This is a genomic window from Pseudomonas vanderleydeniana (assembly GCF_014268755.2).
In the GTDB taxonomy this organism is placed as follows: Bacteria; Pseudomonadota; Gammaproteobacteria; order Pseudomonadales; family Pseudomonadaceae; genus Aquipseudomonas; species Aquipseudomonas vanderleydeniana.
The window spans coordinates 2,429,983-2,451,227 of sequence record NZ_CP077093.1 but is presented as its reverse complement, the minus strand read 5'-3'; the positions used below and the strand labels follow the sequence as shown (position 1 = coordinate 2,451,227).

Annotated in this window: 16 protein-coding genes and 3 tRNA genes; 6 read left to right on the top strand and 13 right to left on the bottom strand. The window is 64.5% G+C overall.

The features are described from left to right. Positions 1-242: 242 nt before the first annotated feature. Positions 243-1,526 carry an arsenic transporter gene (locus tag HU752_RS11080; protein ID WP_186680775.1) on the bottom strand — a complete coding sequence of 428 codons (1,284 nt, stop codon included), beginning with the start codon at positions 1,524-1,526 and terminating at the stop codon, positions 243-245. 330 nt (positions 1,527-1,856) lie between these two features. Here HU752_RS11080 and HU752_RS11075 point away from each other — a divergent pair, with 330 nt between their 5' ends. Next, the gene (locus HU752_RS11075) at positions 1,857-2,408 is read left to right on the top strand and encodes a cytochrome b (protein ID WP_186680832.1); all 552 of its coding nucleotides are present in this window, start codon (positions 1,857-1,859) and stop codon (positions 2,406-2,408) included. 184 nt (positions 2,409-2,592) lie between these two features. On the opposite strand, the gene HU752_RS11070 is transcribed toward HU752_RS11075, so the two are convergent. Continuing rightward, the gene (locus tag HU752_RS11070) at positions 2,593-3,510 is read right to left on the bottom strand and encodes a 1-aminocyclopropane-1-carboxylate deaminase/D-cysteine desulfhydrase (RefSeq protein ID WP_186680777.1); all 918 of its coding nucleotides are present in this window, start codon (positions 3,508-3,510) and stop codon (positions 2,593-2,595) included. A gap of 248 nt (positions 3,511-3,758) precedes the next feature. Further along, positions 3,759-5,795: an NADPH-dependent 2,4-dienoyl-CoA reductase gene (locus HU752_RS11065; RefSeq protein ID WP_186680778.1), complete on the bottom strand. Its 2,037-nt coding sequence runs from the start codon at positions 5,793-5,795 to the stop codon at positions 3,759-3,761. A 208-nt stretch (positions 5,796-6,003) separates the two neighbouring features. On the opposite strand from HU752_RS11065, the gene HU752_RS11060 reads away from it, so the two are divergent. The 3 genes from HU752_RS11060 to HU752_RS11050 all read left to right on the top strand — a co-directional run bounded on the left by HU752_RS11060 (position 6,004) and on the right by HU752_RS11050 (position 9,566). Then, positions 6,004-7,143: a carbon-nitrogen hydrolase family protein gene (locus HU752_RS11060; RefSeq protein WP_186680780.1), complete on the top strand. Its 1,140-nt coding sequence runs from the start codon at positions 6,004-6,006 to the stop codon at positions 7,141-7,143. Then, positions 7,140-8,180: an AraC family transcriptional regulator gene (locus HU752_RS11055; protein WP_186680782.1), complete on the top strand. Its 1,041-nt coding sequence runs from the start codon at positions 7,140-7,142 to the stop codon at positions 8,178-8,180. The genes HU752_RS11060 and HU752_RS11055 overlap by 4 nt, the downstream gene beginning before the upstream one ends. A 348-nt stretch (positions 8,181-8,528) precedes the next feature. Continuing rightward, positions 8,529-9,566, top strand: coding sequence for a transketolase-like TK C-terminal-containing protein (locus HU752_RS11050; protein WP_186680784.1), 1,038 nt, complete (start codon positions 8,529-8,531; stop codon positions 9,564-9,566). A gap of 194 nt (positions 9,567-9,760) precedes the next feature. Here HU752_RS11050 and HU752_RS11045 read toward each other — a convergent pair whose 3' ends face one another. Further along, complete coding sequence (locus HU752_RS11045; RefSeq protein WP_186680786.1) at positions 9,761-10,231, bottom strand: MarR family winged helix-turn-helix transcriptional regulator; 471 nt, start codon at positions 10,229-10,231, stop codon at positions 9,761-9,763. 177 nt (positions 10,232-10,408) lie between these two features. On the opposite strand from HU752_RS11045, the gene aceE reads away from it, so the two are divergent. Further along, on the top strand, positions 10,409-13,087 hold the full coding sequence (gene aceE / locus HU752_RS11040) for a pyruvate dehydrogenase (acetyl-transferring), homodimeric type (protein WP_186680787.1): 2,679 nt from the start codon (positions 10,409-10,411) through the stop codon (positions 13,085-13,087). 9 nt (positions 13,088-13,096) lie between these two features. Here aceE and HU752_RS11035 read toward each other — a convergent pair whose 3' ends face one another. Both HU752_RS11035 and HU752_RS11030 read right to left on the bottom strand, forming a co-directional pair. After that, entirely contained in the window at positions 13,097-13,990 is an 894-nt protein-coding gene (locus HU752_RS11035) for a DUF2242 domain-containing protein (RefSeq protein ID WP_186680789.1), read from the bottom strand. Positions 13,991-14,074: 84 nt separating this feature from the next. Next, the gene (locus HU752_RS11030) at positions 14,075-14,974 is read right to left on the bottom strand and encodes a LysR family transcriptional regulator (protein ID WP_186680834.1); all 900 of its coding nucleotides are present in this window, start codon (positions 14,972-14,974) and stop codon (positions 14,075-14,077) included. Between the two features lie 124 nt (positions 14,975-15,098). Between HU752_RS11030 and HU752_RS11025 the strand changes: the two genes are divergently transcribed. Beyond that, entirely contained in the window at positions 15,099-16,292 is a 1,194-nt protein-coding gene (locus tag HU752_RS11025; RefSeq protein ID WP_186680791.1) for an MFS transporter, read from the top strand. A gap of 94 nt (positions 16,293-16,386) precedes the next feature. On the opposite strand, the gene HU752_RS11020 is transcribed toward HU752_RS11025, so the two are convergent. The 7 genes from HU752_RS11020 to HU752_RS10990 form a co-directional block, all read right to left on the bottom strand. Beyond that, positions 16,387-16,463, bottom strand: a tRNA-Asp gene (locus HU752_RS11020). Between the two features lie 113 nt (positions 16,464-16,576). Next, positions 16,577-16,653: transfer RNA gene (locus HU752_RS11015), tRNA-Asp, on the bottom strand. Between the two features lie 72 nt (positions 16,654-16,725). Then, positions 16,726-16,801: transfer RNA gene (locus tag HU752_RS11010), tRNA-Val, on the bottom strand. Between the two features lie 136 nt (positions 16,802-16,937). Then, positions 16,938-17,717 carry an SDR family oxidoreductase gene (locus HU752_RS11005; RefSeq protein WP_186689016.1) on the bottom strand — a complete coding sequence of 260 codons (780 nt, stop codon included), beginning with the start codon at positions 17,715-17,717 and terminating at the stop codon, positions 16,938-16,940. Further along, positions 17,714-18,925 carry an O-succinylhomoserine sulfhydrylase gene (locus tag HU752_RS11000; protein WP_186689018.1) on the bottom strand — a complete coding sequence of 404 codons (1,212 nt, stop codon included), beginning with the start codon at positions 18,923-18,925 and terminating at the stop codon, positions 17,714-17,716. Before HU752_RS11000 ends, HU752_RS11005 begins: the two co-directional genes overlap by 4 nt. Before the next feature lie 203 nt (positions 18,926-19,128). After that, positions 19,129-20,634 (bottom strand): amidophosphoribosyltransferase, encoded by a 1,506-nt coding sequence (purF, locus tag HU752_RS10995; RefSeq protein ID WP_017904424.1) that lies wholly within the window; start codon positions 20,632-20,634, stop codon positions 19,129-19,131. 41 nt (positions 20,635-20,675) lie between these two features. Continuing rightward, positions 20,676-21,233: a CvpA family protein gene (locus HU752_RS10990; RefSeq protein ID WP_186689020.1), complete on the bottom strand. Its 558-nt coding sequence runs from the start codon at positions 21,231-21,233 to the stop codon at positions 20,676-20,678. Between the last annotated feature and the right edge of the window lie 12 nt (positions 21,234-21,245).

Here is a 21,245-nt window from a genome sequence, read left to right as displayed (position 1 = left end):
GGCAACACGGGCGGGGCCTGTTCGCGGATAAATTCGGCTCCCACAAGGTACCGTGCCGCCCACAAATCGTGTGATCGACGCAAACTGTGGGAGCAGGCGGTCCGGCGCCCCGGTTTATCCGCGAACCGCCCAAGGCGGCCAGTATCCGACCGCTCATCGCAGGGGGAATTAAAGACAGTTGGCTCCCACAGGTTTGTGTCCGAGCCGGACTCAGCGATGCGTCGGACTGCCGCGAACAGGGCCTACAGGGACAACCGCAAGGCCAGGGCCGCGAGGGTCACCAGCAGCACCGGCAGGGTCAGCACGATTCCGACCTTGAAGTAGTAGCCCCAGCCGATACGGATATCCTTGCGCTCCAGCACATGCAGCCAGAGCAGGGTCGCCAGGCTGCCGATCGGGGTGATTTTCGGCCCCAGGTCGCTGCCAATGACGTTGGCATAGATCATCGCCTCCTTGACCACACCAGTGGCATGACTGGCCTCGATGGACAGCGCACCGACCAGCACCGTCGGCAGGTTGTTCATGATCGACGACAGCAACGCGGTCAGCAGCCCGGTGCCCATCGCCGCGCCCCAGACCCCGTGGTCGGCGAAACGGTCGAGCCAGCCGGCGAGATAGCCGGTCAGCCCGGCATTGCGCAGGCCGTAGACCACCAGGTACATGCCCAGGGAAAAAATCACGATCTGCCAGGGTGCCTCGCGCATCACCTTGCGCGTGGAAATCCGGTGGCCACGGGCGGCAATCCCCAGCAGCAAGGCGGCGCAGGCCGCCGAAATGGCGCTGATGGGAATCCCCAGTGGCTCGAGGGCGAAGCAGCCGACCAGCAGAATGCCCAGCACCCACCAGCCGGCGATGAAGGTCGCCCGGTCGTGGATGGCACTGGCCGGTTCGGCCAATTGGGCCGGATCGTACCGCTGCGGAATGTCGCGACGGAAAAACACCAGCAGCACCAGCAACGTCGCCGCCACGCTCACCAGGTTCACCGGTACCATCACCGCCGCGTAGGCATTGAAACCGATGTGGAAGTAGTCTGCCGAAACGATGTTGACCAGGTTCGACACCACCAGCGGCAGGCTGGCAGTGTCGGCGATGAAGCCGGCCGCCATAACGAAGGCCAGGGTCGCCGCCGTAGAGAAGCGCAGTGCCAGCAGCATGGCGATGACGATCGGGGTCAGGATCAGCGCCGCGCCATCGTTGGCGAACAACACCGAGACCAGCGCCCCCAGGAGCACGAAGGCGGCGAACAGTCGGCGCCCGCTGCCCTGCCCCCAGCGTGCGACATGCAGCGCCGCCCAGGCGAAGAAACCGGCCTCGTCGAGCAGCAGGCTGATGATGATCAGGGCGATGAACGTGCCGGTGGCGTTCCAGATGATCTGCCACACCAGCGGGATATCGCCGAGGTGGACTACCCCACTGAGCAGGGCCAGCAGCGCACCAAGCGTGGCGCTCCAGCCGACGCCGAGGCCCTTTGGCTGCCAGATCACCAGGGTAATGGTCAGCAGGAAAATCAGTACTGCAATCAGCATGAGGGCAAGATCCGTGAGGGCGGCGGGTGATTCGGGGAGGACGGCTCAGCAACAGACTGCCAGGCCAGGCTGATAATTCCGAAGGCAGGCGATGAAACACCATCTTCCCATTCGCGGGCAAGCCCGCTCCCACAGGGTGGCGTGGCTCATCCCAGAGGGCGAGGGAGACCGCCAGGAAAAGTGATTTTCATTCACGAAACTTCGCCCCTCCCCGGCCAATGTGTCTCAGGCAAAGGGTACAAAAGCGTATTAGAGTGTAAGAAGACTCCGTCACTCAAGAACGGAGCTTGCAAGCCCTGATGGCTGCCCCTGATGAGTGAGGTACAACGTATGCCCTGGAAGAACACCGACAGCCGCTATAGCAGCATGTCGATCGCTCTGCACTGGCTGATGCTGGTGCTGCTGGCCATTGTCTACTGCTGCATCGAGTTTCGCGGTCTGTTTCCCAAGGGCAGCGGCGGCCGGGCGCTGATCGTCGAGTTTCACTACATGCTCGGGCTGACCGTGTTCGCCCTGGTCTGGTTGCGCCTGGTGGCCCGGCTGATCGGCACGGCGCCACGGATCGTACCGACGCCACCGAGCGGGCAGATGCTGCTGTCGAAGCTGATGCACATCGCGCTGTATCTGTTCATGATCGCCACGCCGCTGCTCGGCTGGCTGGTGGTCAGCGGCCAGGGTCACCAGGTGATGTTCTACGGCATCGACCTGCCGACACTGATTGCCGAGAACCGCCCGCTGGCCAAGGAAATCAAGGGATGGCACGAGCTGGCTGGCACCCTCGGCTACTGGTTGATCGGCCTGCACGCACTGGCCGGGCTCTATCACCACTATGTGGTGCGCGATAACACCCTGGCGCGCATGCTCCCCAGGCACAGGACCTGAACACCCCGCTCCTACAGTCATTGGTTTTTGATGATCGTTCCCACGCTCCGCGTGGAAACGCAGCCCGTGAGGCTCGGCGTCGCAAGAGCGGACGCAGAGCGTCCTGGGAGGCATTCCCACGCAGAGCGTGGGAACGATCGAAAGTCCGGCTCCTACAGGTTTCGGTTACGACGAGGGGACACGGTTACAGCGCAAAACCACGGCGCCCCTGCAAACCGCCGGTATGCACGAAGACCCATCGCGTGCCCATGCCGAAGCATCCGGCAGTTACCTGCTCCCGTAACGCCAGCAAGGCCTTGCCCGTATACAAGGGTTCCAGCGGCAACCCACCCTGCTGTTCGCTATCGGCAATGAACGCCAGCAGTTCCGGGTCAACCTTGGCGAACCCGCCACGACAGGCCTCGATCAGTTCGTAGCCGCTGTCCGCTACACCCGCCTCGACGAGAATATTCCTCATCGATGGCGCGACGCCGTGATCGTCCGGCACCGCCAGAGCGGCATGAACCGCACGCTGCCCGGCTTCGGCCAGCACCAGGCCGGCGGCAGTGGTACCGGTACCCGCCGCCAGCCACCAACCCTGGAAATCGTCCCAACCGAGCGCGGGCAACTGCGCCTCGACCATCGCGACAAGCCCCCGGCAACCCCGTGCCCCCGCCAACCCACCACCACCCTCGGGCACGGCATGCAGCCGCGGGTAGCGCGCTTGCCAGGGCGTCCAGAAATCCGCCTGATGGCGCTTGCGATAGCCCTCGTAGCCGAGCCAGTGCAACTCCATGCCGAACGCCTGGAGATCGAGCACGGTCGGGGTGTCGAGTGGATGCCCACGCAGCAGGCCAACGGTGGCAAAGCCGAAGCGCTTGCCGGCGGCGGCCAGGGCGTGCAGGTGATTGGAATGGGCACCACCGAGGCTGATCAGGCCTTCGGCGCCGACCTGGCGGGCGGCGACAATGTGCTCGTTGAGCTTGAACCACTTGTTACCGCTGATCAGCGGATCGATCCGGTCCAGACGCAGGACGGCCACCTCGACACCGGCTCGGGAAAGCCAGTCGAAATGAAGGGGTTCAAGTGGCGCATGGGGGCGCCAGTCGGGCGGTGGCAGCATCGGGTGAGGGTCACGGAGCAGGATGACACCAGTCTACCAGTCCCTGAAGAAGTATCGACTGTCGCGCCGAGGAGCCAAGTGGCGAGCGGGCTTGCCCGCGCTAGACCGCGAAGCGGGCGCAAAACCGGATAGCGCGGGTTACCTGGTTCACCGTGGGCTCAGGCTTTGGGGCTGCTACGCAGCCCAGCGGGGCGGTGCGGCGTCCCGACAAGCCCCTCGCCACAAGATGTCGGGCCGCCCTGGATCGGTCAGAGTTCGGCAGCCAGCCGCGAGCCCTGGTTGATCGCCCGCTTGGCATCCAGCTCGGCCGCGACATCCGCACCACCGATCAGGTGCACGTTCTGCCCCGCCGCCAGCAGCCCTTCCTGCAGCTCGCGCAGCGGGTCCTGGCCGGCACAGATGACCACGTTGTCGACCGGCAGTACCTGCGGTGCCTCCTCGCCGATGCGGATATGCAGGCCCTCGTCGTCGATCTTCAGGTACTCGACGCTGTTGAGCATCTGCACCCGCTTGTTCTTCAACCCGGTACGATGGATCCAGCCGGTGGTCTTGCCCAGGCCATCACCGACCTTGGACGCCTTGCGCTGCAGCAGGAACACCTGCCGCGCCGGCGCATGCACCTCGGGCTTGATCCCGGCGATACCACCGCGAGCCTCGAGCGCGGTGTCGATCCCCCACTCGTGCCAGAACGCCTGGCGATCCTGGCTGGTGGCCACGCCCTGGTGCACCAGGAATTCCGAAACGTCGAAGCCGATACCGCCGGCACCGATCACCGCGACCTTGCTGCCCACCGGCTTGCGGCCCAGCAGCACGTCCAGGTAACTCAGCACCTTGGCGTGCTCGACACCCGGAATCGCCGGCACCCGCGGGCTGATACCGGTGGCGAGGATGATCTCGTCATAACCGCCAGCCACCAGTTGCGCGACGTCCACACGGGTGTCCAGGCACAGTTCGACATGGGTGGTCTGCAACTTGCGCTTGAAGTAGCGCAGGGTCTCGTAGAACTCCTCCTTGCCGGGCACGCGCTTGGCGACGTTGAACTGGCCGCCGATCTCGCCGGCCGCATCGAACAGCGTCACCTGGTGCCCACGCTCGGCCGCCACGGTCGCCGCTGCCAGCCCCGCAGGCCCGGCGCCGACCACGGCGATCTTCTTGATCTGCTTGACCGGCAGGTAGTTCAGCTCAGTCTCGTGGCAGGCCCGCGGGTTGACCAGGCACGACGTCAGCTTGCCGCCAAAGGTGTGGTCCAGGCAGGCCTGGTTGCAGCCGATGCAGGTGTTGATCTCGTCGGCACGCCCGGCCGCCGCCTTGTTGACGAAGTCCGGGTCGGCCAGGAACGGCCGGGCCATCGACACCATGTCGGCATCGCCCTCGGCCAGCACCTGTTCGGCGACCTCGGGGGTGTTGATGCGGTTGGTGGTGATCAACGGGATCGACACCGCACCGCGCAGCTTGGCGGTGACCTTGGTGAATGCGGCGCGCGGCACCTTGGTGGCGATGGTCGGGATACGCGCCTCGTGCCAGCCAATCCCGGTGTTGATGAGGGTCGCCCCGGCCTGCTCGATGGCCTTGGCCAGTTGCACGATCTCCTCCCAGGTACTGCCGCCTTCCACCAGGTCGAGCATCGACAGGCGGAAGATGATGATGAAGTCGGTGCCAACCGCCTCGCGCACCCGCCGGACGATTTCCACCGGCAGGCGCATGCGGTTCTCGTAGCTGCCGCCCCAGCGGTCGGTACGGTGGTTGGTGTGGGCCGCCAGGAACTGGTTGATGAAGTAGCCTTCCGATCCCATGATCTCGACACCGTCGTAGCCGGCGGACTGGGCCAGGGTCGAGCAGGTGACGAAATCGACGATCTGTTTCTCGATGCCCGCTTCGTCCAGTTCCCTGGGCTTGAACGGGTTGATCGGCGCCTGGATCGCGCTCGGCGCCACCTGTTTCGGGCTGTAGGCATAACGCCCGGCATGCAGGATCTGCAGGCAGATCTTGCCACCGGCCTCATGCACCGCGCGGGTGACGATGCGATGCTGCTCCGCTTCCTCGCGGGTGGTCAGCCGGGCCGCGCCGGAGTAGACCCCGCCCTCCTCGTTCGGCGCGATGCCGCCGGTGACCATCAGGCCGACACCGCCACGGGCGCGCTCGGCGAAGTAAGCGGCCATGCGTTCGAAACCACCGGGCTTTTCCTCCAGGCCGGTATGCATGGACCCCATCAGGGTGCGGTTGCGCAGCGTGGTGAAACCCAGGTCGAGCGGGGCCAGCAGGTGCGGGTACGAGGTGGCGGTCATGGCAACTCCAGTACAGGCTAGATCACGGAATGCGGGGGCTCTGCGGCTCCCGTCAGGTGTATGAGTGGCACATTAAAGAGCCGCCGATGACGGCTCAATGATCGAAACTGACAAGTTATTGATCCAAATGTGCAGCCGCTCTTGGCAACTGCGGCCATCAGTCCTACCCTAGTCGACGAATTCCGCCCAAGGCCGCCCGCTTTACCCCATGCGCAAACTTTTCGCCGGTTTCCTTCTCATCGTCCTGATCGTCGGGCTGACCAGCTACGGCCTCTGGACCAAGCAGCGCAGCAGCGGCCACTACCTGTCCGACCTGCGGATCCGGCTCGCGCTGAACCAGGGCAGCCCCGGCGAACATGGCAACCTGCTGGGCATCCAGCCGGAGTTGTTTCCCAGCGACTACCAGAGCCTGCCACGCCTGCACCGCAAACTCGCCGCCTACCTGCAACAGGCGCGCAGCCTCGGCCTGCTCAACGCCCGAACCGTGGTGGTACTGCCCGAGCATGTCGGCACCTGGCTGGTGCTGCGCGGCGAAAAGGACGACCTGTTCCAGGCCCTCACCCAGCAGGAGGCGATGAATTGGCTGATGGTCAGCAACCCGCTGAAATTCAGCGATGCGTTGTCCAAGGCCAAGGGACGTAGCCGCCTGGACGATGCCCGCCTGCGCATGAAGGCCAAGGCCATGGCCAGCGACTACCAGGCGCTGTTCGGCGGGCTGGCGAAGGAGTTCGGAGTGACCCTGGTGGCCGGCACCCTTCTGCTGCCGACGCCGTTCGTCGAACAGGGCACGCTGAAATTCGGCCGCGGCTCGCTCTACAACGCCAGCGTGACCTTCGGCGCCGACGGCCTGCCCCTTGGCCAACCCCAGCGCCAGCGGTACCCGACCTTCGAACAGCGCGGCTACGTGCTGGGCGCCGCCGACCAGGGGATGAATGTCGTCGATACCCCGGCCGGCCGCCTGGGCATCCTGATCGGCAGCGACAGCTGGTACCCGGAAGCCTACCGCCAACTGGACGCCCTCGGGGTCAAGCTGATCGCGGTGCCGGCCCATGTCGCCGGCAAGGGTGCCTGGGACAGGCCCTGGCGTGGCTTCAAGAGCGCCATCACGCCAGCCGAGATCAGCCTGCGCCCGGGCGAACTCAGCGAAGGCGAAGCCTGGCACCGCCTGACCCTGATCGGCCGGCCACCCGCCAGCCAGTCCATCGCCGGAATCAGCGTGTTCCTGCGCGGCCAGCTCTGGGATCAGCGCAGCTCGGGACAAAGCTTCATCAGCTACAACGGGCAGACCTTCACCCAGGATGACGCCGGTGGACGCGGCGCCCGCCTGATCAACCTGTGGTTGCCATGAAACCGGTCGCCATGCGCCTGGGCGACCTGTCGGTGGGCTTCGTCCACAGCCTCGTCGATGCGGTCCGCGAACTGGGCTGCAATCCCCAGGAACTGCTGGAGCAGTACGGACTGGATACGGCCCGCCTGGCCGAGCCGGGGGGCAGGCTGTCGATCCCGCGCTACATGCGCCTGGGCCATGCCGCCATCCAGCTCACCGGCAACCCGGCCCTTGGCTTGCACATGGGCCGCTTGAGTCGCCTGAGCCAGGCTGGCCTCGCCGGTATCACCGCGGCCCAGGCGCCAACCGTGCGCGAAGCAGCCCGCACCCTCACCCGCTTCGAACCGCTGTACGGCTCCAACTACCGCGGCCAGTCGAGCTTCCACGAGGATGCCGGGGGCGCCTGGCTCCGTTTCTATTCGATCAGCCCCTACAACGCCTACAACCGCTTCGTGGTCGATTCGATCATCGCCGGCTGGCTGAAGCAGCTGTCGAGCGTTGCCGGTCAACCGCTACGGGCCGAACGAATCGAGATCGAGTTCGCCACGCCGGACTACGCCGCCGATTACCACCTGCTCGGCGACTGCCCGCTACAGTTCGACGGCGAGATCAACCAGCTGCGCCTGGACCAGGCCAGCCTCGGCCTGCGCAACCCGGAGCATTGCCCGAGCACCTGGCGGCAACTGCTGCAACTCTGCGAGCGGGAACTGGAACAATTGACCCGCACCCGCAGCCTGCGTGAACGCATCACCCGATTGCTGGGACCGTTGCTCAATGGTGGCCGGGAACCCGACCTGGAAGAAGTGGCGGCACGCCTGAAACTGCCGACCTGGACCTTGCGCCGCAAGCTGGCCGAGGAAGGCACGCAGTTCCGTGCGATTCTCAACGACACCCGCCGCGACCTGGCGATGACCTATATCCGTGATACCGAGCTGGCCTTTGGCGAAATCGCCTACCTGCTTGGTTTTGCCTCGGCCGAGGCCTTTCAGCGCGCCTTCAAGCGCTGGAACGGCCAGACGCCCGGCGAATTTCGTCGCAGCCAGCGACATTCCGCCTGAGCAAAAAAAAACGCTACCGTTTACAGCTCGGTAGCGTCGTCTGCCGGTTCGACAGGGTCCATCTCGAACGCGTGGAATTCCAGCAGTTCTTCTTGATAGTCATCCATTGTGAAGCTCCTTGTATTCGCAGGTAAAAGCGCTTGTATTACCGACCCGCAGGGCCAGCATAAGTTGCCCGTATGAAGAAAAAATGAAGCGCTCCCTTACCAGACGAACTCCCTGTTTGAAAAACTAGCAGATGGGTCAGGTTTTTTTCCAGTCATTTTTCATTCACATTCAATTTAATTGCATTTGCAATCAGATATCAACCTGCCTTAGGGTAAAAAGCCCCCCCAGGCAGACCCGAACATGAGCGCATCCGCCAGATCCACCGAAACCGCACGTGCCTGCATCGAAGCCCTGCTGGCCGACACCCCGGCAGCGGGTTCACCGCTGTCCAGCGTGCTGGCGATCGCCGACCGGCTGGAGCATGGCAGCACGGCAACCCGGCAGGCCTGGGTCATCCGCAATCATCGGCACCCCACGGCGAAACCATCGGCCCACATCAGTGCCTGGTCGATGCGCTTCTCCCGGCAGCGAGCGGAAAGCCCGCTGTTGTACCTGCTCAGCGCCGAGCATTGCACCGGGCTCCGCGCGGCGACCGGGGAAACCCGGCAGCGAGGTATCTTCTGCAACGATATCGAGACCCTGCCCTCGCGCTGGCCCAAGGGGGCGCAGCCTTCGCTGCCGTTATGGCTGGCAGGCAATCCGCGCTGCCAGCCGTTCGACCCGGCTTCCGGTGCCGAAGCGCGGGCGATTGTGCTGGGCGCCTTGCAGCGGCTGTATGTCGAGGGTGACTCGGGGTTCTACTACCTGGCGCTGCACGATCGCGAGCAGGGTTTGACGTTGACCCCGGAGCAGGCCAGGGATGCATTCAGTGGCATGTATTGCCTGGGCGAACGGCGTCCGGCGCAGGTCCGCCTGCTTGGCGCGGGTCGCGCGCTTGAAGAAGTCATGGCGGCCGCCCGCCTGCTGGAGCAGGACTGGGGAGTGACCGCTGAGGTCTGGAGTTGCCCCAGCTACACCCGCCTGGCCCGCGATGCCGGTCGTGCCGAGCGCTGGAACCGCCTGCACCCGAGCACGCGCAAGCGGCGCTCGCACCTGGCGGCCTGCCTGGGTGACAGCATCGCTCCGGTGATCGCTGTCACCGGATATCCGCAGACCGTGGTCGCCCCGCTGGCCGGGCATGTCGCCGCACGGTTCGTCGGGCTGGGGGCCGGCTCACTCGGCCCGACGGCGCCGGACCGTCACTGGATCACCGCCCTGGCGCTGGGGGCGCTGGCGGATGAGCAGCAGGTTGCAGCGGGGGTCGTTGGACAGGCGTACGAGCGTTATGGACTGGCTTGACAGTTGGGACGCTATCGCCAGCAAGCCGGCTCCCACAATGGCCGCAGCGCTCCTGATCCTGTGCTCGGCACAACCCCTTGTGGGAGCCGGATTTATCCGCGAAGCTTTTTAGCGATTTCAAGGATGCTAAAAGCTTCGCGGATAAATCCGGCTCCCACAGGACCAAGGCCAGCCAGAATGCCAGAGGCGATCACTCAGCCCTTGCCGCGCTTGCGTGACTCGCTGCCGGCACTGCGCGCCAGGTCGGCGGTACGTTCCAGCGCATCGGCGAACCCCTGGCGCTGGCCGTCGTCGAGCTGCGAGAGGAACAGTTCGGCCACCGCCTCTTCGTAGATTTTCCACATCTGCTTGCGCAGTACCCGCCCGGACTCGGTGATCGACGCCAGGGCGCCGCGCCCATCGCCCTCGGAACGCGAACGTTGTACCAGGCCGTCCTTCTCCAAGCGGTCGACCAGCCGCGTGAGGTTGTAGCGCTCAATGGCCATGACATCCGCCAGTTCATGCATGCGCCGGCTGCCATCCGGGCCGCTCTCCAGCCCCCACAAGGCATCGTACCAGGCATACGGCGGCAACCCGGCCTCGGCCAGCCGCCGCTCTATCTCACGGATGACCGTACGGTGAGCCCGGACAAAGCGAAACCATACATCGGGCTCGTTGGAAGCCATGGATACCCTCCGGGGGAAATCAAGAAGGTTGCAATGGTAGCGCATGCCGGGATAGATTCGGATATGTGATTGCAATTGCAATCACTTTCCCAGCGCAGCGCGACACCACCCACAAGGTCCGAATGTCGCCCCCGCGCCGCCATCACGCTGCCCATCGGCAGCCTCCAGGAGCCCGGCATGACTCACCCCAACGCCCTGATTCTCGACGACGACCCGCAGGAAACCCGCGAGTGGCTCGAATCGATCGAGTCCGTCCTGTCCACCGAAGGTCGCCCTCGCGCGCACTACCTGATCGACCAGTTGCTGGATTTCGATGTCGCCCGCCATGGCGACTTCCACGGCCGGGTCACCACGCCCTACGTCAACACCATCAGCCCCGAACGGCAGAAACCCTACCCGGGCAACCTGGCCCTCGAACGCCGGCTGAATGCCTATATCCGCTGGAACGCGATGGCCATGGTGCTGCGCGCCGGCAAGCATTCCGGGGTCGGTGGCCACATCGCCACCTATGCCTCGGCGGCGGTGCTGTACGACGTCGGTTTCGATCACTTCTTCCGTGGCCGCACCGACCACTTCGACGGCGACATGATCTACATCCAGGGCCACTCCTCGCCGGGCATCTACGGCCGCGCCTACCTCGAAGGCCGGATCAGCGAAGCCCAGCTCGACAACTTCCGCCGTGAAGTCGGCGGCGAGGGCCTGTCGAGCTATCCGCATCCACGGCTGATGCCGGACTTCTGGCAATTCCCCACCGTGTCCATGGGGCTCGGGCCGATCACCGCCGCCTACCAGGCACGCTTCATGCGCTACCTGGAATATCGCGACCTCAAGCCACACCAGGGCCGCAAGGTCTGGGCCTTCCTCGGTGACGGCGAGATGGACCAGCCGGAATCCCTGGCGGCGATCTCCCTGGCCGGGCGGGAAAAACTCGATAACCTGATCTTCGTCGTCAACTGCAACCTGCAGCGCCTCGATGGCCCGGTGCGTGGCAACGCCAAGGTGATCCAGGAGTTCGAGAGCCTGTACCGCGCCGCCGGCTGGAACGTGATCAAGGTGATCTGGGGCAGCGGCTGGGATGCGCTGCTGGAGAAGGACCGCAGCGGCCTGCTGCGCCAACGCATGATGGAATGCGTGGACGGCGAGTACCAGAACTACAAGTCGCAGAACGGCGCCTATGTGCGCGAGCATTTCTTCGGCAAGTACCCGGCCCTGCTCGAACTGGTGGCCGACCTGAGCGACGACGAGATCTGGAAACTGTCCCGTGGCGGCCACGATCCGGACAAGGTCTACAACGCCTACGCTGCCGCGATGCGCCACAGCGGCCAGCCGACGGTGATCCTGGCCAAGACGGTGAAAGGCTTCGGCATGGGCGAAGCCGGTGAAGGCCAGAACATCAACCACCAGTTGAAGAAAATGGACCTGGACGCGGTCAAGGCCTTCCGCGACCGCTTCGGCCTGGAAGTCTCGGACGCGCAATTGGCCGAGGAAATCCCCTACCTCAAGCCGCCGGTCGACAGCGAAGAGGCCCGCTACTTCGCCGCTCGCCGGCAGCAACTCGGCGGCCATGTACCGGCCCGGCATTCGGCCTGCCAGAGCCTGCAGATTCCGCCACTGGAGAGCTTCGACGCGCAGTTGAAAGGCACCGGTGAGCGCGCGATCTCCACCACCATGGCCTTCGTGCGCATTCTCGGCACGTTGCTCAAGGACCCGCACATCGGCAAGCTGGTGGTACCGATCGTGCCCGACGAATCGCGCACCTTCGGCATGGAAAGCCTGTTTCGCCAGATCGGCATCCACTCCGCCGTTGGCCAGCTCTACACACCGCAGGATGCCGGGCAGTTGAGCTACTACAAGGAAAGCCGCGACGGCCAGATCCTCCAGGAGGGCCTGAACGAATCCGGTGGCATCTCCTCGTGGATCGCCGCCAGCACCTCCTACAGCAACCACGGCCTGATGACCGTGCCGTTCTACATCTACTACTCGATGTTCGGTTTCCAGCGGGTCGGCGACCTGGCCTGGGCGGCCGGTGACGCACGGGCGCGAGGCTTCCTGCTCGGCGCCACGTCGGGGCGGACCACCCTGATGGGCGAAGGCCTGCAGCACGACGACGGCCACAGCCACGTGCTGTCCTCGACCATCCCCTGCTGCGTGTCCTACGACCCGACCTTTGCCTTCGAGCTGGCGGTGATCATCCGCGAGGGCATGCGGCGCATGTACGTCGAGCAGGAGGACGTCTACTACTACATCACCCTGCTCAACGAGAACTACCCGCACCCGGCGATCCCCGAAGGGGCCGAGGACGGCATTCTCAAGGGGCTCTACCTGCTCGAGCGTGGCGCCGAGCCGGTCGACGAACAACCCCGCGTGCAGTTGATGGGCAGCGGCTCGATCCTGCGTGAAGTGCTCGCGGCAGCACAGTTGCTACGCAGTGATTTCGGCGTGACGAGCGATGTCTGGAGCGCCACCAGCCTGACCGAGCTACGACGCGAAGGGCATACGGTGGAGCGCTGGAACCTCTTGCATCCGCAGGAGGAACCGCGCCGCAGCTACGTGGAAAGCTGCCTGCGCGAGCACAGCGGGCCACTGGTGGTGGCGACCGACTACATGAAAATCTTCGCTGACCAGATTCGGCCGTTCGTCAATGACCGGCGTTTCGTCGCCCTCGGTACCGATGGCTTCGGCCAGTCGGATACGCGCGAGGCCTTGCGGCAGTTCTTCGAGGTGGATCGCCACTTCATCGTCCTGGCCGCGCTCAAGGCGCTGGCTGACGACGGACAGGTGCCGCGCAGCAGCGTGGCGCAGGCTATCAGTCGCTACGGGATCGAGGTCGACAAACCCGATCCCGCGGCGATCTGACCCGACGCCTCACTGGGCCGGCGTAGCCGGTTCGGTGGTGGCCGGAGTGGCTGCCGGAGCGGACTCGGCTGCCGGCGAGGTCGTTGTCGGCGGGGTCGGTTTCTCAGTGGCCGGCGCCGTTTCGGCAGGTGTTGCCGGGGCAGCCGGGGCCGCTTCAGGCAGCGGTTTGATCTGCTCGGGAACTGCCGGGGCACTCAAGGCCGGAGCGGCCGGGCTCGGTTCAGCATGGGCAGGTGCCACATGACTGGGCTCCGCGTGCGCGGGCTCGGCCGTCTTGGCCGGTTCAGGGGCCGCTTCCGGCCTGGTCGCCGCGGCACTCTCCGGCACGCCCAGGTCAGCCTTGGGCTTCTCGTCGGTGTGCTGCTCCTTCTTCACCTCGGGCGGCAGGAACAGTTCCACCAGGTTGAAGAAACGATCATAGAAGGTCGCCGAGGACACCGTCTCACTGGCGACCTTGACCATCGAGTCATCCGTCGAGCCGATCGGCATCGACACCGAACCCAGCACGCCCACGCCCAGGCTCGCCGAGTTGTTGACCTTCTTCAGCGCGTAGCGGTCCTGCAGGGCGTTGGCGAACACTGTCGAACGCTTGCCACTGCTGCCATCGGCCGCGCAGACGATGCTGAAGCTGATCTGCAGGTGGGTCTCGCCAGTCTGCTGGAAGCTCTTGTTGCCGGTGATCAGCTTCGGATCGGTACTGGTGATGATGTAGCCCTGGCTGAGCAAGGCGCGCCGGGCCGCTTCGCAGGAGGCCTTCTCGTTCACCGAATAGTTGCGCGAGAAGGTCCCGGAATCGGCGAAGTTCTCATGCTCGTAAACGGCGGTCTTGGGCGAGGAGCAACCTGCGGCGCCCACCAGCACCACGGCCAATGCCAGGGTACGCAAGTGGAATGATGTCGACATTGAAAATCCTGAGTAAATCGGTCCGGGGCGTATTGTGCATCAGATCGCCATTCCAGAGCGCGCGCTTTTAGTGTCTTAAATACCTTACGACAGCGTTTTTTCAGGAAAAAGACCTTCGCTCAGGTGATCGATCAGTACCCGCAGTTTTGCAGAAGCATGACGACTTGACGGCCAGAGCATCCAGAAAGTTCCGCTGTGCTCCAGGTAATCGTCGAGAACCCGCACCAGTCGACCCTCGGCCACCGCCTCGCCGATCATGTAGTCCGGCAGGCAGGCAATGCCCAGCCCCTGCTGGGCCACATAGCTCAGCACCTCGATCGGCGAGGAGATCATCAGCGTCTTCATCGCCGGTTCTTCCTCGCCCGGGGCCAGGCGCAGGGGCCAGGCCTCCAGCTTGCCGGTGGCGCAGAACTTGTGCCGCAGGCTCGCATGCCCGGCCAGGTCCGCCGGCACCCGTGGCAAGCCGTGCCGGTGAAAGTACTCGGGGGCCCCCACCAGCGTCAGCTGGTAACGCCCCAGCGCACGGGACATCAATCGCGAATCCTGCGGCTGGCCGGTACGCACCACGGCATCGAAGCCCTCCTCGATGACGTCCACCATGCGATCGGACATATCGACTTCCAACTCGATCTGCGGGTAGCGCCGCATGAAGTCGACCAGCACCGGCATCACCAGGCCCCGTGATTGCGGCAGGCTAATGCGCAACTTGCCATGCGGCTCGCGAGTGGTATCGATCAACTCCTGCTCGGCGGCCTCCGCCTCGGCCAGGATGCGCCGGCTGCGCTCCAGGAACAGCGCGCCCTCGGCAGTGAGCGTGATACTGCGGGTGCTGCGGTGAAACAGCCGCACGCCAAGCCGCGACTCAAGACGGGCGATGCTCTTGCCGACCGCCGAGGAAGACACCCCGAGCACCCGGCCGGCTTCGGTGAAACTGCGGGTGTCGGCCACCTGCACGAACACCGAGATACTGCCCAGGCTGTCCATCATCCGCGCCTCCATGATTGCGGACTTCAATGTCCGATAAGTTTGGAACTCTAGCCTGTTTTTCTCCCTCACGCAGCTCACTAACCTCGGAGCCCTGTTCCAGACATCGCAGACAAGGACTCCCATGAACACACAGAGCTGTCGTCTCACGCCCTCGGCCACCGCCGATCGCCTGCCGCTTTCCGGACTGCTGGCCCTGGCCGCGGCCGGCTTCATCACCATCCTCACCGAGGCACTGCCCGCCGGTTTGCTGCCGCAGATGAGCAGCGACCTCGGTGTCAGCCAGGCGCTGATCGGACAGTTGATCACCGCCTATGCGCTGGGCTCGCTGCTCGCCGCCATTCCGCTGACCCTGCTGACCCAGGGCTGGCGGCGTCGACCGTTGCTGCTCAGCGCCGTCGCCGGCTTTGCACTGGTCAATGCCGTGACCGCGCTGTCCAGCCACTACTGGCTGACCCTTCTCGCCCGGCTGCTGGCCGGCGTGTTTGCCGGGCTACTGTGGGCACTACTGGCCGGGTACGCCAGCCGCATGGTGGCCAGCCACCTGCAAGGCCGGGCAATCGCCATCGCCATGCTGGGCGCGCCGCTGGCGCTGTCCCTGGGGATTCCGCTCGGCACCTTCCTGGGCAGCAGTTTCGGCTGGCGCCTGAGCTTCGCGATCATGACCGGCCTGACCCTGCTGCTGATCGGCTGGGTACGCTGGCAAGTACCGGACTTCCCCGGACAAGCCGCCAGCCAGCGTCCGCCCCTGCGGCGCGTGGCCGGCCTGCCGGGCGTACAGGCGGTGCTGCTGGTGACTTTTCTCTACGTGCTGGGGCACAACATCCTCTACACCTACATCGCGCCGTTCCTGGACCCGGCGGGCCTGGCCGAACGGGTTGACCAGGTGCTGCTGGTCTTCGGCCTGGCCGCCCTGCTCGGCATCTGGGGCACCGGCCTGTTGATCGACCGCTGGCTACGACCACTGACCCTGACCAGCTGCGCACTGTTCGCCGGCTCGGCCATGGCGCTGGGATTGTGGAGTGCCTCGACGGTGTCGATCCACGTCGCCGTGGCGGTCTGGGGCCTGTCGTTTGGTGGGTTGCCGGCACTGCTGCAGACCGCACTGGCGAAAACCGCCGGGGAAGCAGCCGACATCGCGCAATCGATGCTGGTGACCGTGTGGAACCTGGCGATTGCCGGTGGCGCCATGAGTGGCGCGCTGGCATTGAGCGGACTGGGCGTCGGGGCCTTGCCGTGGATGGTCGCCGCCTTGTTGGCCATGGCGCTGCTGATCACTGTCCAGGCCAGGAGCAACGGATTCCCCGCCAGGGGCTGAAATCCCGGGCGCTTTCCTACAGGCAAAAAAAAAGCCCCGACAAGTCGGGGCCTTTCTTTCGCTTCGAGGAGTTCAAGGGCCTCGAAGCCTTGTATGGCGCAGCGGACGGGACTCGAACCCGCGACCCCCGGCGTGACAGGCCGGTATTCTAACCGACTGAACTACCGCTGCGTATCGCTCGGACTTACATCCGTTTGAAACTTTTGAAACCCATGATAAGAAAGCTTCGGTACTTTCAAATCGCAGGCCGTCTGTTTGATTAAACAGGCGACCTGTACAAAATATGGCGCAGCGGACGGGACTCGAACCCGCGACCCCCGGCGTGACAGGCCGGTATTCTAACCGACTGAACTACCGCTGCGCGTCGGTTGGATGCTCCTCACGGAACGTCCGATTCTCTTGCGAGATGCTTTCTTGCGAAAGACTCGAGAAGTGGTGGGTGATGACGGGATCGAACCGCCGACCCTCTGCTTGTAAGGCAGATGCTCTCCCGGCTGAGCTAATCACCCTTTGCTTCGTCGAGGCCGCGAAATTTACGCAGGTAGAGAAGCTAAGTCAATAGCCCGCTTGAAGTTTTTCTGAAAAAGACACATCCGTGTCAGTTTCGGAGCCACCAGAACCTCATGCCAAGCGGGCTGCAGCCCCCTACTCGGCGTAGATCATCTTCTTGCTCATGCCGCCATCGACCACGAATTCCTGGCCTGTGACGAAGCCTGCGCTTTTCGACAACAACCACGCCACCGTCGCGGCCACATCCTCGACCGTGCCGACCCGGCCCACCGGATGCTGGGCATGATCGCCCTCGCCCAGCGGCTCGGCCCGACGCTGCGCCGGATCACGGGCATCGATCCAGCCCGGGCTGACCACGTTCACACGGATCTCCGGACCGAGGCTCATCGCCAACGCATGAGTCAGGGCGAGCAAGCCACCCTTGCTCGCCGCATACGCCTCGGTATCCGGCTCCGACTGCGAGGCACGGGTCGAGGCGATGTTGACGATCGCCCCGCAATGCGCGCGCAGGTACGGCGCACAATGCTTGGCCAGCAGCATCGGCCCACCGAGATTGACCGCCAGCACCCGGTTCCAGTGCGCCAGGTCGAGGCTTTCGAGGGTGATATTGTGCGGATCGGCAATCGCCGCGTTGCTCACCAACGCATCGAGCCGACCAAAACGCCCCAGCACCTCGGCCACGCCACGGGCCACTTGCGCCTCGTCAGAGACGTCCATGGTGATGAAGCAGGCATTCTCGCCAAGCACCTCGGCCACCTTGCCACCACGCACCGGATCGAGATCCGCCAGCACCACCTGCCAGCCTTCGCTGATCAGCCAGGCCGCGATCCCCAAGCCGATGCCCCGCGCCGCGCCAGTCACCAGCGCGACGCGACCGTTGCTAGCAACGGTCGCGTCGAAGTCCAACTCGATCACAACGCAGCCAGGCCGCGCGCCAGGTCGGCCTGCAGGTCCGCGACATCTTCCAGGCCGACCGCCACGCGGATCAGGCTGTCACGGATGCCCGCCGCTTCACGCTCCTGCGGCGACAGGCGGCCGTGGGAAGTAGTGCTCGGGTGGGTGATGGTGGTCTTGCTGTCGCCCAGGTTGGCGGTGATCGAGATCATCCGGGTGGCGTCGATGAAGCGCCAGGCGCCCTCTTTCCCACCCTTGACCTCGAAACTCACCACCCCCCCGAAACCGCGTTGCTGACGCTGGGCCAGCTCGTGTTGCGGATGGCTCTTGAGGCCGGCGTAGTGAACCTTCTCGATGCCGTCCTGCTGCTCCAGCCATTCGGCCAGGGCCAGGGCGTTGGCGCAGTGCGCACGCATGCGCAGGTTCAGGGTTTCCAGGCTCTTGAGGAAGATCCAGGCATTGAATGGGCTGAGGCTCGGTCCGGCGGTACGCAGGAAGCCGACGACTTCCTTCATCTGCTCGCTGCGACCGCAGACCACCCCACCCATGCAACGACCCTGGCCATCGATGTACTTGGTCGCCGAATGCACCACCACGTCCGCACCCAGCTTCAGCGGCTGCTGTACCGCCGGCGTGCAGAAACAGTTGTCGACCACCAGCAGCGCGCCCTTGGCATGGGCGATTTCCGCCAGGGCGGCGATATCGACCAGCTCGGCCAGCGGGTTCGAAGGGGACTCGACGAACAACAGCCTGGTGTTGGGCTTGATCGCCGCGTCCCAGCCGGACAGTTCCGCCAGCGGCACGTAGTCGACCTCGACGCCAAAGCGCTTGAAGTACTTCTCGAACAGGCTGATGGTGGAACCGAATACGCTGCGCGACACCAGCACATGGTCGCCGGCACTGCACAGGCTCATGACCACCGCCATGATCGCCGACATGCCGGTCGAGGTCGCCACGGCCTGCTCGGCGCCTTCCAGGGCGGCGATGCGCTCTTCGAAGGAGCGTACGGTCGGGTTGGTGTAGCGCGAATAGACGTTACCTGGCACATCGCCAGCAAAGCGCGCGGCCGCGTCGGCGGCGGTGCGGAACACGTAGCTGGAGGTGAAGAACAGCGGGTCGCTGTGCTCGCCTTCCGGGGTGCGGTGTTGACCGGCACGGACGGCCAGGGTGTCGAAGGCTACGCCGTCGAGATCGCTGTCCAGCCGACCGGCATCCCATTCCTGACTCATGCTGCCACTCCTTGCTCTCAATCTTTGGAAGATACGGAACCGGCCCCTGGAGAGACGCATATGACTGTAGGCGCGCGGCTTGCCCGCGAAGCTTTTGGTGGCCTTGGGCGGCCTCTTCGCGGGCAAGCCCTGCTCCTACAGGGATCGCGGCCAGTTCAAGGAACGCGGCATACCAGACGCCGCGCCGCAGGGCCGGGTTCCAATCAGTTGTTGTAAAGGTCGATGATCGCGCTGACCGCCTGGGTCTTGGCCTTGGCCGCGTCGTTGCGCGCCTGCTCGATCCGGTTCAGATAGTGCTCGTCGATATCGCCGGTCACGTACTTGCCGTCGAATACCGCACAGTCGAACTGTTCGATCTTGATCTTGCCACCGCCCACGGCCTCGATCAGGTCCGGCAGGTCCTGATAGACCAGCCAGTCGGCACCGATGAGGTCGGCAACGTCCTGGGTGGTACGGTTGTGGGCGATCAGTTCATGAGCACTCGGCATGTCGATGCCGTAGACGTTCGGGTAACGCACGGCTGGTGCCGCCGAGCAGAAGTAGACGTTCTTCGCGCCGGCTTCACGGGCCATCTGGATGATCTGCTTGCAGGTGGTGCCGCGCACGATCGAGTCGTCCACCAGCATCACGTTCTTGCCGCGGAATTCCAGCTCGATGGCGTTGAGCTTCTGGCGTACGGATTTCTTCCGTGCGGCCTGGCCCGGCATGATGAAGGTCCGGCCGATGTAGCGGTTCTTCACGAAGCCTTCGCGGAACTTCACACCCAGGTGGTTCGCCAGCTCCAGGGCCGCGGTACGGCTGGTGTCCGGAATCGGGATGACCACGTCGATGCCATGGTCGGGACGCTCGCGCAGGATCTTCTCGGCCAGCTTCTCACCCATGCGCAGACGCGCCTTGTACACCGACACACCGTCGATGATCGAGTCCGGACGCGCCAGGTAGACGTGCTCGAAGATGCACGGGGTCAGGCTCGGGTTGGTCGCGCACTGACGGGTGTGCAGCTTGCCGTCTTCGGTGATGTAGACCGCTTCGCCCGGGGCCAGGTCGCGGATCAGGGTGAAGCCGAGCACATCCAGGGACACGCTCTCGGAGGCGATCATGTACTCGACGCCTTCATCGGTGTGACGCTGACCGAACACGATCGGACGGATGCCATGGGGATCGCGGAAACCGACGATACCGTAGCCGGTGATCATCGCCACCACCGCGTAGCCGCCAACGCAACGGTTGTGCACGTCGGTGACTGCGGCAAACACGTCTTCCTCGGTCGGCTGCAGCTTGCCGCGCAGGGCCAACTCATGGGCGAACACGTTGAGCAGCACTTCCGAGTCGGAGTTGGTGTTCACGTGACGCAGGTCGGACTCGTAGATTTCCTTGGCCAACTGTTCGACGTTGGTCAGGTTGCCGTTGTGCGCCAGGGTGATGCCGTATGGCGAGTTGACGTAGAACGGCTGGGCTTCAGCCGAAGTCGAGCTGCCGGCAGTCGGGTAGCGCACATGACCGATGCCCATGTGACCTACCAGGCGCTGCATGTGGCGCTGCTGGAATACGTCGCGGACCAATCCATTGTCCTTGCGCAGGAATAACCGGCCGTCATGGCTGGTCACGATACCGGCAGCGTCCTGGCCGCGGTGCTGGAGCACGGTTAGCGCGTCATACAGCGCCTGATTGACGTTCGACTTACCGACGATACCGACGATGCCACACATGCGACGCAACCCCTACTTAATGAATCTGAACTGAACGACTCTTACTGGGCGGGTTTGCCCGGCAAGAGATGCTCCTTGAACGGAATATCAGCGGGTACGCTGATTCCGCTGGCTAGCCACTGACTGCTCCACCCCAATATGAGGTTCTTTGACCAATCTGCAACCATTAAAAATTGTGGCACGAGCCGGGACTCCTGCCACCACTGGTCCTGCTGTACCGGCCCGAGGCTGAGCAGCCCGACCGCGACGACCACCAGCAGCGCGCCACGCGCGGCGCCGAAGGCCATGCCGAGAAAGCGATCGGTCCCGGACAGGCCGGTGACGCGAATCAGCTCGCCGATGAGGTAATTGATCATGGCGCCGACCAGCAGGGTCGCGACGAACATGATTGCACAGCCCGCGATCACGCGTGCCGAAGGTGTCTGGATATAGTCGGTGAGGTACACGGACAGCGAGCCACCGAACATCCAGGCGACGACACCGGCGATGATCCAGGTGAGCAGGGACAAGGCTTCCTTGACGAAGCCGCGGCTCAAGCTGATCAAAGCAGAAACGACGATTACCGCGATAATCGCCCAGTCAACCCAGGTAAATGGCACAGTGCAGCCTAC